The 12,183-nt window shown below is 62.2% G+C and carries 9 protein-coding genes; 5 read left to right on the top strand and 4 right to left on the bottom strand.

The window, feature by feature from the left end:
• Window positions 1-43: 43 nt before the first annotated feature.
• Window positions 44-772: a FadR/GntR family transcriptional regulator gene (locus MHI61_RS27720; protein ID WP_239793195.1), complete on the bottom strand. Its 729-nt coding sequence runs from the start codon at window positions 770-772 to the stop codon at window positions 44-46.
• Between the two features lie 117 nt (window positions 773-889).
• On the bottom strand, window positions 890-1,897 hold the full coding sequence (locus MHI61_RS27715) for a LacI family DNA-binding transcriptional regulator (protein WP_239793194.1): 1,008 nt from the start codon (window positions 1,895-1,897) through the stop codon (window positions 890-892).
• Between the two features lie 209 nt (window positions 1,898-2,106).
• On the opposite strand from MHI61_RS27715, the gene MHI61_RS27710 reads away from it, so the two are divergent.
• Genes MHI61_RS27710 through MHI61_RS27695 form a run of 4 tightly spaced genes read left to right on the top strand, consistent with a single transcriptional unit; the run spans window position 2,107 to window position 6,540 of the window.
• A complete protein-coding gene (locus MHI61_RS27710; RefSeq protein WP_239793193.1) occupies window positions 2,107-3,429 on the top strand; it encodes an alpha-L-fucosidase in 1,323 nt (440 codons plus the stop codon).
• 49 nt (window positions 3,430-3,478) lie between these two features.
• Window positions 3,479-4,702 carry a sugar ABC transporter substrate-binding protein gene (locus tag MHI61_RS27705; protein WP_239793192.1) on the top strand — a complete coding sequence of 408 codons (1,224 nt, stop codon included), beginning with the start codon at window positions 3,479-3,481 and terminating at the stop codon, window positions 4,700-4,702.
• 37 nt (window positions 4,703-4,739) lie between these two features.
• The gene (locus tag MHI61_RS27700; RefSeq protein ID WP_239793191.1) at window positions 4,740-5,666 is read left to right on the top strand and encodes a sugar ABC transporter permease; all 927 of its coding nucleotides are present in this window, start codon (window positions 4,740-4,742) and stop codon (window positions 5,664-5,666) included.
• A complete protein-coding gene (locus MHI61_RS27695) occupies window positions 5,656-6,540 on the top strand; it encodes a carbohydrate ABC transporter permease (protein ID WP_239793190.1) in 885 nt (294 codons plus the stop codon). Before MHI61_RS27700 ends, MHI61_RS27695 begins: the two co-directional genes overlap by 11 nt.
• Before the next feature lie 109 nt (window positions 6,541-6,649).
• On the opposite strand, the gene MHI61_RS27690 is transcribed toward MHI61_RS27695, so the two are convergent.
• The gene (locus MHI61_RS27690) at window positions 6,650-7,912 is read right to left on the bottom strand and encodes a DUF3422 domain-containing protein (RefSeq protein ID WP_239793189.1); all 1,263 of its coding nucleotides are present in this window, start codon (window positions 7,910-7,912) and stop codon (window positions 6,650-6,652) included.
• Between the two features lie 264 nt (window positions 7,913-8,176).
• Entirely contained in the window at window positions 8,177-9,463 is a 1,287-nt protein-coding gene (locus MHI61_RS27685) for an ABC transporter substrate-binding protein (protein ID WP_239793188.1), read from the bottom strand.
• 191 nt (window positions 9,464-9,654) lie between these two features.
• On the opposite strand from MHI61_RS27685, the gene MHI61_RS27680 reads away from it, so the two are divergent.
• Window positions 9,655-12,177, top strand: coding sequence for a hypothetical protein (locus tag MHI61_RS27680; protein ID WP_239793187.1), 2,523 nt, complete (start codon window positions 9,655-9,657; stop codon window positions 12,175-12,177).
• Window positions 12,178-12,183 lie beyond the last annotated feature (6 nt).

Raw genomic sequence — 12,183 nt, 5'->3', positions numbered from 1 at the left:
CGGCGGGAGGTGGGTGATGATGGCCGGAGAGCCTGAGCCGGCCTCAGCTTGTAAAGCTGCGCAGATCCTTCAGCAGGTTGCGATACCTCGCCTGGCTGCCGACCAGATGCTCGCGCATAGCGTTGCGCGCCGCCTGATCGTCCCTGTCGGAGATCGCGACGATGATCGCTTCATGTTCGCGATGGATCAGCTTGCGGTAGGCGGTCTGCTCGGCGGTTCGGGTTTCCGGGACGAGCCTCGACTGCGGGATGATCGCCGCGCCCTGGGATTCCAGGAAGTGTTTGAACAGCGGATTGTTCGTCGCCTCGGCGATGGCGACGTGGAGTTCCAGGTCCGCCTCGCGGATGGATTGGTCCGTCTCGATGCAATGGAGGATTTTCCGGTGGCATTCGAAGATCGCCTCTTCCTGCGCCGGTGAGCGGCGAAGCGCGGCAAGTCCGGCTGCCTCGATTTCGACGGGCGTGCGGATTTCGAGCACTTCGAGATCGGACGCGACGCGGGCCTTGTCGACCTTCCGGCCCGACAGCGCCGGGTCGGGGCTGATCACGAAAATTCCGGCACCCTGGCGCACCTCGACCAGCCCGTCGGACCGCAGCGCGGCAACGGCCTCCCGCACCACGGTTCGGCTGACGCTGTGCGTTTCGGTGAGTTCATGCTCGCTCGGAAGCTTGTCGCCAGCGGCATACTGGCCGCTCAAGATGGCTTGCCGAAGGCTTTCGCCGACCCGTGAGACCAGCGACCCCGAGCCCCTGCCGCGATCCTTCCCCTGCATAGCCACGCCTTCACCCCGCATCGGCCTTGATCCGGATGCCGGCGGCACTCCGAAGTTTACGATTCATCACACATGTATGACAAATTCTCGGATCTTTCAATGGCGAGCGGCAAGTCCTCACAGCCGCCTGGTCGATTCCCCCCGCACGAATCTCGGCGTCAGGATGAAATCCTGCGGGGGCTCCGCGGCCGCGTCGGAGCTTGATATTCTTGCGAGCAGCCGCTGCGCCGCCAGTTCGCCGAGCTTCTGCGCATCCTGCACCACCATGGTGATGCGCGGCGTGATCACATTGCTCCAGGGCACGTCGTCGACCATCGCCAGCGACACGTCCTCAGGGCAGCGGAAACCCATTTCCTGCATCACCTGCAGCGTCGCGAGCCCCATCATGTTGTTGGCGCCGATGATGGCGGTCGGCCGGTCGCGGCGGGTGAGTAGCCGCATTGCCTGCGTATGGCCGCCGGTCCTGGTGTAGCCGCCTTCGGTGACCAGCGAAGGATCGACATCGACGCCGGCGGCCGCCATCGTATCCATGAAGCCTTTCAGGCGCTCGTCGGCGGTGTGCAGGCCGCTCGGGCCGGAGATGAAGGCGATGCGCCGGTGGCCGAGCTGCAGCAGGTGCTCGGTCAGGATGGTCGTCGTCAGCGGATTGTCGGAACCGACGAAATCGCGCTCTGCACCTTCTACCTTCTGGTCGAACATGACGATCGGGGTTTTGAAGTCGCGCAGGAAGGCGGCGTATTCCTCGCCGTGGCCGTTTGTCGCCAGCGCAATACCCGCGATCTTCTGCGCCTCCATCCGCTCCAACAGCGCCCGTTCGAGGTCGGCGCGGCCGGAGGAGTCGGCGATCAGGACGAAATAGCCGTGGTCGAGCGCCTGATGCTCGATCTCGCGGCGGATATCGCCGAAGAACATGTTGCCGAGATTGGCCGACACGAAACCGATGAGCGAGCTGCGCCCGCGCGCCAGCGTCTGGGCCACCGGGTCGATGCGGTAGCCGGTGGATTTGATCGCCTGCTGGATGCGGTCGAGCGTCTCGGCGCCGACCCGTTTCGGGCTGTTGAGCGCGAGCGAGACGGTCGAGATCGAAACTCCCGCAAGGCGCGCGACATCTCGTATGGTCGTCATGTCTATCGAACCGGTTCTAAAGCTTTCCTTTTGTCAGATTTCCTTCGTCTGTGCAACTTATCCCCCATGATAGGCCCATGATCTATGCGAGAGGCACTGCGTTTTACGATTTTCGAATTTCGGCTTGACAGGTACGATATCAAGCAAGATGATCAGTCACCGAACCGGTTCGATATGATGTCGAGCCGGAAAACAGGGAGGAGAAACCTGTGACGAGTTCGGAACGCCAGCCGGAAAATCCTGAATCGTTGGGGGCGGGCAAGCACGCCTGGTTCAGCCATGATCGCCTTGGCATGTTCATCCATTGGGGCCTGTATGCTCTGGGGGCGCGGCATGAGTGGTTGAAGAACCGCGAAGAGCTGAACGACGACCATTACCAGCGCTATTTCGAGAATTTCGATCCCGATCTCTACGATCCCAAGGCCTGGGCGCGCCGCGCGCGTCTTGCCGGCATGAGATATGTCGTGGTGACGACCAAGCATCACGAAGGCTTCTGCCTCTGGGACAGCAAGGTCACCGATTACAAGGCGCCGAATACGCCCTGCGGCAAGGATCTGCTGACGCCGTTGGTCGAAGCGTTTCGCGCCGAAGGGCTGAAGATCGGTTTTTATTATTCGCTGCTCGACTGGCACCATCCTGAATTTCCGATCGATGTCCACCATCCCTTGCGCAACCATCCCGATGCCGAGGCGCTGAATTCAGGGCGCAACATCGCCAATTACGCCGCCTATATGCGCGAACAGGTGCGCGAGCTTCTAACCGGCTTCGGCCGCGTCGACATCATCTGGTTCGATTTCAGCTACCCCGGCCGCGAATATCGCGGCTTGCCCGGCAAGGGGCGCGCGGACTGGGAGAGCGAGCGGCTGCTGGAACTGGTGCGTGAGTTGCAGCCCGAAATCATCGTCAACAACCGACTCGACCTGCCGCCGGGCAAGCTGCCCGATGTGACGACGCCGGAGCAGTATACGCCGCGCGTGGCGCCTGCGATTGCCAGCCAGGGAGTGCTCTGGGAGGCCTGCCATACCTTTAGCGGCTCCTGGGGCTATCACCGCGACGAGGACAGCTGGAAGAGCCCTGAGCAGATCATTCAGCTGCTCATCGATTCCGTCGCGCTCGGCGGCAACCTCTTGATGAATGTCGGCCCGACCGGCCGCGGCACCTTCGACGCGCGCGCCATCGCCGCCCTCGAAGTCTACCAGGACTGGATGGCCGTCAACGGGCGCTCGATCTACGGAGCCGGTCCGTCCAGCTTCCCGGCGCCGGCCGGCTGCCGATACACCCAGCGCGGCAACCGCCTCTATCTCCATGTCTACAACTGGCCCTACCGCCATATTCATATCGAAGGTATCGCCGACAGGATCGCCTATGCGCAGTTCCTGCACGACGCCAGCGAAGTGCGCTGGCTCAGCCAGACGAAGGACGTGGATTCCAATATCGGCGTGATGGTGCCGGAGGGCATGATCACGCTCGAACTGCCGGTCCGGCAACCTGACGTTACCGTCCCGGTGATCGAGATCGTCCTCAAGGCGTGAACTCGGTCGCATTCGCGTGTTCATTGCGTCATGGAGGGAGGAGAAACCCATGAAGGTTCTGAAGAAAACGCTTTTGCTTGCCGCAGTCGGCGGCAGCTTGTTTGCCACAACAGCATCGGCCGAGCAGATCAATCTGACTTGGCAGATGTGGACTGGTTCCGAGGCCGATACCAAGGGCTGGCAGCACCTGGCCGACATGGTGACCGCCAAATACCCCGATATCAAGGTGACGCTGACGACGACCGGCTGGGTCGACTACTGGACCCGCCTGCCGGTGCTGGCGGCGTCGGGCCAGCTCGCCGACATCGTTTCGATGCAGTCGCTGCGCATGCCGAATTTCTATTCGCTGCTCGAGCCGCTGAATGACCGGATCGCGGCGGACAAATTCGACATCGGCGCCTTTACGCCATCGATCATCGGCGGCATGTCGGTTGATAAGCAGCTTTATGGTCTACCCTATGACGTTGGTCCTTGGGTCGTCTATTATAACCGGGATGCGCTTGAAGCTGCAGGCATTCCGTTGCCGAAGCCGGGCTGGACGCTCGCCGAATTTTCCGACGCCGCCAAGAAGCTGACGAAGGACGGCAAGTACGGCTTCGGCATCACTCCGCAGAACTATTCTGTCCTGGCGGCGGCTTGGGGTGATAAATATGTCAACGACGCTGGCGAGCTCGATCTTACCAATCCGAGCGCCATTGCCGCAGCCGAAAAAGTGATCGGCTTTGCCGCCAAGGATAAGATCGCGCCGCTGGTGCCGTCGAGCGCCGACGTCGGCACATTCATCCAGGGTCGGTTCAATTCGGGTAATGTCGCCATGTATGTCGATGGTCCCTGGTCGATCATCGGCATGAAGGACAAGGCGAAGTTTAAGATCGGCCTCACCACACTGCCGCGCGAAGACGACAAGGACCTTGCCGCGGTCACGGCAGGCTCCGGCTTCGGCATTGCCACGACGAGCAAGAACAAGGATGCCGCCTGGAAAGCGATCCAGGTGCTGACAAGCCCCGAGGCGCTGCAATATCTCGCCGAACAGGGCCGTGCGCTGCCGGCCCGCTCGGCCTCGCAATCCTCCTGGTACAAGGTGGCGGCCAAGGACATCACCAATGGCGGCGAAGCGCTCGATTATTCTTTGGCGCATTCGGTGCCCTATGTGATCACCAACAATTGGGCGGCGGTGGAAAACCTGTTCAACCAGTATTTCCCGCCCGCCTTCGGCGGCAGCGCCGACGCCAAGCAAACGATGGAGTCGATCCAGAGCCTCGCGCAGCAATAGAGCGCGGCGGCACAAGTTGCCGCGTATGGAGGAAGACATGTCGGAAAGCGCCGTTGCCGAAATTACCCTGCAGCCCGGTCAGCCACGGCGCTTCCTGAAGCCGGAGACGCAGACGGCCATGCTGTTCCTGCTGCCGAGTTTCCTCGGCTTCATGATCTTCATGGCGCTGCCGATCCTGGCGTCGCTGGCACTGTCCTTCACCAACTGGCAGCTGCTCACGACGCCGTCCTTCGTCGGCTTCCAAAATTATATCAAGCTCTTCACCGTCGATCCCGCTTTCTACACCATCTTCGGCAATACGCTGTTTTTCGCGGTGGAATATCTGGCACTGAATATCATCTTCTCGCTGACGCTCGCGGTCTGGATATCGAGCCTCAAGCGCGGCAAGGCGATCTTCCGGGTGATCTTCTTCCTGCCGACCTTCACCCCGACGATCGCAGCCTCTGTGGTGTGGCTGCTGATCTTCACGCCGGACGGCCTCGCCGACAACGTCATCCGCTGGCTCGGCCTCGGCCTGCCGAATTTCCTGCTGAGTTCGAGCTGGGCGATGCAGGCGGTCGTGCTCGTCACGCTTTGGGCCAATGTCGGCTACAATGTCGTGATGTTCAACGCCGCGCTCGACCTGGTGCCGAAACACTATCTCGAAGCGGCGATGATCGACGGGGCGGGGCCCTGGCGGCGCTTCTGGCGCATCCGCCTGCCGCTCATCTCGCCGACGGTCTTCTTCGCCACCGTCATGACGGCCATCACCTCGCTGCAGGTTTTCGACGAAATTTTCGCCATGACGCGCGGCGGCCCCGGCTCGGCGACCGCCACTCTCGGCTTCGCCATCTACCAGAAGGGCTTCACCAATTTCCAGATGGGCTATGCCTCGGCGCTCGCCTGGGTGATGTTCGTCATGATCATGGCGCTCACCATCCTGCAGTTCCACATGCAGCGCAAATGGGTGCATTATGACGACTGACGCGACCTCACGGCATCCGCATTCCGTCTCTGCGGACCGGCGCCGCATCCTGCGGCGGATCGGCACCTTCTTCAGCTATGCCGGCCTTTCGCTGGTCGCGCTGCTCTTCCTTTTTCCGTTCTTCTGGATGGTGTCGAACGCGGTGCGCTCCAATACCGAAGTGCTGGCCGTGCCGGTGCGCATCCTGCCTGAGGAATATCAGTGGGGCAATTTCGTCGAGGCGCTGGTTTCGTTGCCCTTCGGCACCTTCCTGATGAATTCCTTCATCGTCGCCTGCGGTGTGACCGCGATCGTGCTCGTGGTCTCCTGCCTCTCGGCCTATGCTTTTGCCCGCCTGCGGTTTCCCGGACGGGAAGGGTTGCTGCTCACCTACCTCAGCACGCTGATGATCCCGCAGGTGATGCTGGTCATCCCGCTCTTCCTCCTCGTCAGCAAGCTCGGCTGGATCAACACCTATCACGGTATGATCCTGCCGGTCGCCTTCTCTTCGTTCGGCACCTTCCTGCTGCGGCAGTTCATCCTCGGCATTCCCAAGGATCTCGACGAGGCGGCGATGATGGACGGGGCTTCGCGCCTGCGCATCCTGATCACCGTCATCGTGCCGCTTGCCATGCCGGCAATCGGCCTGCTCTCGCTCTTCACTTTCATCGCCCAGTGGAAGAGCTTTCTCTGGCCGCTGATCGCCACCAGCGGCCTCGACAAAGCCACGCTGCCGCTCGGACTCACTCTGTTCCAGACCCAGCAGGGCACCTCCTGGAACTACATCATGGCGGGCGCGACAATATCGATGGTGCCGGGCGTCATTCTCGCGATCGTGCTGCAGCGGGTGATCTACAAAGGCATCACCGTCGGCTCTGGCTTCGGCGGGCGGTAATACCTCGAAAACTAAGACGTGATGCCGTCGCAAGAATGCTTCAATCTAACCAGGAAAGGCTCTAACGCAGCAAAGAGAACGCCGCCGCCTCGAAAGGGCGGCGGTCGCGTCAATGGCTTCCGGCTGCCGGACCATGCGGCGTGCCCGTGATGCTTCTGCGGACATGGCGAACCGCGGTCCAGACGGCGAAGAACACGAGCGGGATGGCTCCGAGAACGGCGAGCTTCGTCACGTGCGGGTCGACACCCAAGGCGGAGATGCTCTCAAGACAGATCTTCGCCAGGCCGACGGTGTAATAGGTGATGGCAATGACCGAAAAGCCTTCGACCGCCTGCTGGATATGCACCTGGATGCGCGCCCGCTCTTCCATCGAGGTCAGCAGTGAGGCGTTCTGATCTTCGAGCTGAACCTGCACGGTGGTTCTGAGCAGGTCTCCGGCCAGGCTGACGCGTTCCGCCAGTTCGTCGAGGCGCCGTTCTGCCGCATAGACCGAGCGGACAGCCGGTTGGAAGCGCCGGTCGATGAACGTACCGAGCCTTTGCCTTTGCTCGACCCGTTCTTCACGAAGCTCCGACAGCCTGCTCGCCACGATCTCGGCATAGGCTTTCGTCGCACCGAAGCGGTGGCGGGCGAGTGCCGAGAAGTTGAGCACATCGGAGGAGAGCCTGGTCACCTCGGATAACAGCGCCTTGTCCACTTTGACAGCGCTCTGCATATGGACGATCAGGAGATCGAGGCGCTGGTCGAAGGCGGAAAGCTTCGACACAGTCTCGCGCGCCATCGGCAACGCAAGCAGCGCCATCATCCGATATGTCTCGATTTCCAGGAAACGCCGGACCATGCGGCCGGTGCGATAGGCGTTGAGGTTGCGGTTGAAGAACAGGAACTCGAGGAACCCGCTATCGGTCAGTCGAAAGTTCGAATGCACATCCGCGTCGCCGCCGCCGACCCGCGAAGCGACATAGTCGAGCTTGGGTTTTTCCAGGATGCGCCCGTCCTTTTCGTCACGCACCAGCACGCGCACGGCGGCGATGATCCTGCCGCCAATCTGGCCGCAGCAGGCTCGAAAGGCTTCCGGTGGGTTGCTGCCGGGTTCGGCCGATGCCGGCACGACGAAAGTGAGGGTGAGGAACTCGGTATGGGCTTCCCATTTCAGCCGGCCGTCGCCGACGCGGCCGATGCCGTGGTTGCCCTCGCCGGTCGTGGTCACATCTTCCAGTCCCGGCAGGGAATCCGGCGGCGAAGGAGGGCCGTTCTCGCCGACGATGGCGACGTGCCAGACGTCGGTATCGCCATCGAAATAAAGCGACGGGCGCGCATGGAGCTCGTTGTGAAGTTCCCTTCGCAGCGGATGCTCGGAGCCGAGTGGCATGGAGATGCACCTCAATGTGCTGGACTGCCGCCGGTTTGCCGGCTTCAGTAAGTTGAGCCTGACGCCAGCGCGCCGCGCAGGCCGAACGGCTATAACCGCTCGCGAAGTCCGTGTCACGACGGCAAAGAACCAACCTTTCTATCCGCGCCGATCTGCCGCGGCGGGTGCCTGCTCGTCAGAGGCCGCCAAAAAACGATCAGCCACGGCCCGTTGCGAGGCCGTGGCTGATGCAGCGCGCAATCTGTGGGAGACAGGCGCGGCCGGTTACTTGTTGGCGGCGAGCGCCACGTTGACCTTGTCGACGTCCGCGCTCATCGCCTTGAACGTGTCTTCAAGGGAAAGTTCGCCGACGATCAGCTGGCTCATCCGCTGGACGATGAGCTGATAGATGGCGGACGAACCCTTCAGGCGTTCGAGGTCGCGGGCTGCCTTCGGCGCGCTGTTGCGGGCCGAAAGGAAGACGGCCATGGCCTCCTTGGCGTTCTGGCTCTCGAGCTTGTACTGCGGATCCTTGATGTCGGCGCCGGTCAGGATGACGTAGTTTTCGGCGATTTCACGCTGGATCTTTTCAGAGCCGAGGAACTCGATGAAAGCGGCGACAGCCTCAGGATGCTTGGTGCGCTTGAAGCCGACGATCGCGGTGCCGCCCGGCATCGCGTAGCAGCCGGCATCGCCGCAGGGCGCGCTGATCGCCGTCCAGTCGAAGGCGTCGCCGATCTTCTTCTGGAACGGATTGACCATCCAGTTGCCGGCAAGATAGGTCACGACGTTGCCGTTGACGAACTCGTCACCCATGTTCTTGTACTGGGTTCCGCCGGCAGCCCCCCACATTTCCTTCGGGAAAGAGCCATCCTTCGTCCAGTTGTAGAGATCGGTGATGTAGTGCTTGGCGGCATCGTCCGGGAACGAGAACTTGCCGTCCTTGACGTAGTTCGAGCCGTAGGAGAAGGCCGCGCCGGAGAAGCGGTGGCCCGAGCGGTCCATCGTGAAGGGGATCTGGGCGCCGGTCGCCTTGGCGACGCGAGCGGAAGCTTCAACGATGTCCTTCAGCGTGGCGGTCGGCTTCGGAAGCGGTTCTTTCGCCTGCTCGAACAGCGTCTTGTTGACGAAGGGCAGGTTGAAGGTCTGCGACGCGACATAGCCGTTGATCGAATTCGGATCGTTGACGCCGGGGAAGCGAAGCGTGTTCAGGCTGTCGCCGTGCAGCTTGGCGAAGCCGTCGGGATCCTTCATCAGCGGCCGCATGTCGAGGTAATAGGGCGCCAGCTGCCAGTCGGTGATCTTGGCGATGTCGGGACCTTCGCCGATGGCGAGCTGCACCGGCAGCTGCTTGGCGACGGCATCATAACCCGAGGAGACGAAGTTCACCTTGATGTCGGGATGCGCGGTCTCGAATTCCTTGCTCAGCGCTTCCATCCGCTCGACGTAAGCCTGGTCGTCGTCGGTGAAGAGAAAGGTGATCGTCTGGGTTTCAGCCATGGCCACGCTGGACCAAGCGAAAGAAACGGTGGCCAGCGCCAGTGCGAAAGCCCCTGAAAGATAGGTTTTCATTTTCATCCTCCCATGAAAACATTTTCATCAATCGCGGCATCAGCCATCGATAAGTGAATTTCATATACTTGACATTCGTCCCGTCAAGCTATTTTCTAAGCGAATGGCGATGTTTTTGAGCAATTTTCAAAAATAACGCACCCAAATCACCTAATGAAAATATTTTCATAGGATTGCGGAGGAGGCGATCTGTGAAAACGGAAAGCATCAAGCAGCCGGACGACATGGTGCCAGTTTATGGCGTCGCCGAGGGGCAGACGATCACGGCATGGGCCGTTTCCGCCCTCATCGAGCGCTATTTTCCCGGCGAACCGGCCCCGGCCGAAGATCGCGTGAACTATCGTTTCATCAACGGTTTCGTCGATGTCGGCGACCTGCCGTGCCGCAAGGCCTTCTGGTCCACCATGGTCGGTCGCGAGCTCGCCCCCGACACGTCCTGGCCGACCGAAAGCCTCTATCTTCCCGGCTCGAACCGCCGTGTCGAATTCACCAGCTTCTGGCATGTGCCGACGCATGTCAGCCGATGGCTGAAGGGCACGTTCAGGACGGACGCGCCGCGCCGGCTCAATCTCGCGCTCAAGACCTGCGGCGGCGTTCGCATATGGGTCAACGGCCAGGAGGCCGTGCGTTTCGAGCCGTTCAAACGCAACACCGAGAGCGCAACCGAGATCGCGCTGCCGCTCGAAGCCGGCGACAACGAGATTCTCGTCCATACCGAAGACCTCGCCGAACGCGATACGAGCTGGTTCTTCGAGCTCGAAATGCTGGACAAGGAACCGCTCTGCGTGCTGCTGCCGGTCGCACTCGATCAGGACGAGGTGCGCGAACTGGAAGCGCTTTCGCGCGGCGTACGCCCGGCCCGCGACGTCTTCGTTAATCAGCCGCTGGAGATCATCTTCGACACGGCGCCCGAGCGCGACCTGCCCGTCGAACTCAAGGTCGTCGGCCATGGCCATGAGCGGCCGGTTCTCGCGCATTCGAAACTAACCCTTCACGCCCATCAGGACCGTCTGGTCGCCGAGGATGTCTGCGGCATTACCGACGGCTATCACGGCATCCACATGACGATCGGCTCCGGGCCAGGCTCGGTCACCCGCGTCATCGATGCCGCCTTCATGAGCAGCATCTCGCCATTGCCGGAAGAGGCATCGCTTGCCGCCCGCAAGCGCCACGCGCTGGAATACAGCGCCCGCTTCGGCGCCAACCGCGCCGGGCGGCTGATCGCGATGATGGAAACCGGCCATCTCGATCCGGAAAGCTTCGACCGCATCGTCGACGCGACGCTCGCCTCCATCGATGCGCGCGAGGATTGCTCCGATTTCATCATGGTGCCGCTCCTGTGGCTGCTCGGCGCCTATGGCGACCGGATGCCGGAGGCGACGGTCGAACGCATCCGCCGTTCGGTCCTTTCCTACCGCTACTGGGTCGACGAGCCGGGCAATGACGCGATGTGGTTCTGGAGCGAGAACCATGTGCTCTGCTTCCATACCAGCCAGCTGCTGGCCGGGCTTCTCTTGCCGGACGCGATCTTTTCGGCCTCGGGCCGCACGGGACGACAGCAGGCGGAACTCGCCGTCGAGCGGCTCGGGCGCTGGTTCGACAGCGTCGAGGCCCATGGCCTGGCGGAGTGGAATTCGGCCGCCTATTACCCGATCGATTTCATCGGCCTGCTGGCGCTGGAGCGCTGGGCGGAGAGCGGGATCGCCGATCGCGCCCGCGGTCAGATCGACCTCATCTTCCGCATGATCGCCCTTCATACGCTGGCCGGCGTTCCCTCCGGCTCGCAGGGCCGCGCCTACGACAAGGAACTGCGCGCCGGCCCGCTGACCGAGCTTGCCCCCTTCGCCCAGGTGGCCTTCGGCACCGGCTGGCTCAACAACGGCGTTGCGGCACTGACGATGTTCTGCGCCGGCGATTATGAGCCGCCGGCCGATCTCGCCGAGCTGGCTTCGCTGTCGCGGGGAAGAAGCGTCGAGGCGCGTTACAGCCAGGGGCTCGAGAGCGGAAAGCTCGTGCTGTTCAAGAACGAGGCGGCGCAGCTTTCGACGGTCGTCGATCACAAGACTGGCCGGAAGGGGCACCAGCAGCATGTTCTGGATATCCGGCTCGCCGGCCATCCGATGGCGAGGCTGTGGGTCAACCATCCCGGCGAAGATGATCCGTGGGGCAATCAAAGGCCGTCCTACTGGGCCGGCAACGGCATCCTGCCGCGGGTTGCCCAGCATCGCGATATCGCCCTGCTGATCGAGGACACAAGCGACGCGCGGCATGCATGGACGCATGCCTATATCGGCCGCGACGGTCTCGACGATCTCATCGTCGAAGACAAATGGCTGATCGCCCGGTCGGGCAGGGGATTTGCAGCCCTCTGGGCGTCTAACGGCCTGGAACTGATCGCCGATGGGCCGACCGCCGGCCGCGAGGCGCGCTCCTACGGGCCGCTCGGCAGCTGGGCGGCCATCGTCGGATGCGGCAATGGCGACGCCTTCAAGGCCTTCCTCGAACGCCTTTGCCAGACAACGGTTGCCTTCGACCGTGCGCGCCGCCTGCTGACGCTGACGCCGCCGGGTGGCGCGGCGCTCTCTCTTTCCTATGCCGACGGCCTTTCCATCGGCGGCAAGCCCCGGCCGTTCACCCATGATCAGCCGCACCCGATCCTCACCCACGACAGTGCTGCCTCCGGCGCCGGCACTGACGGACCCTTTTATTCCTGAAACATA

Origin of the sequence: Rhizobium sp. K102 (assembly GCF_022385315.1) — a bacterium.
Lineage (GTDB): Bacteria > Pseudomonadota > Alphaproteobacteria > Rhizobiales > Rhizobiaceae > Rhizobium > Rhizobium croatiense.
The sequence above is the reverse complement of the archived record's forward strand: the minus strand, read 5'-3'. Positions and strand labels throughout refer to the sequence as shown.

What these genes read in the sequence shown, in the direction of transcription:
- MHI61_RS27695 (WP_239793190.1), top strand. Translation starts at nt 5,656, where the DNA reads ATGACGACTGACGCGACCTCACGGCATCCGCATTCCGTCTCTGCGGAC.
- MHI61_RS27705 (WP_239793192.1), top strand. Translation starts at nt 3,479, where the DNA reads ATGAAGGTTCTGAAGAAAACGCTTTTGCTTGCCGCAGTCGGCGGCAGC.
- MHI61_RS27720 (WP_239793195.1), bottom strand. Translation starts at nt 772, where the DNA reads ATGCAGGGGAAGGATCGCGGCAGGGGCTCGGGGTCGCTGGTCTCACGG.
- MHI61_RS27685 (WP_239793188.1), bottom strand. Translation starts at nt 9,463, where the DNA reads ATGAAAACCTATCTTTCAGGGGCTTTCGCACTGGCGCTGGCCACCGTT.
- MHI61_RS27690 (WP_239793189.1), bottom strand. Translation starts at nt 7,912, where the DNA reads ATGCCACTCGGCTCCGAGCATCCGCTGCGAAGGGAACTTCACAACGAG.
- MHI61_RS27715 (WP_239793194.1), bottom strand. Translation starts at nt 1,897, where the DNA reads ATGACGACCATACGAGATGTCGCGCGCCTTGCGGGAGTTTCGATCTCG.
- MHI61_RS27700 (WP_239793191.1), top strand. Translation starts at nt 4,740, where the DNA reads ATGTCGGAAAGCGCCGTTGCCGAAATTACCCTGCAGCCCGGTCAGCCA.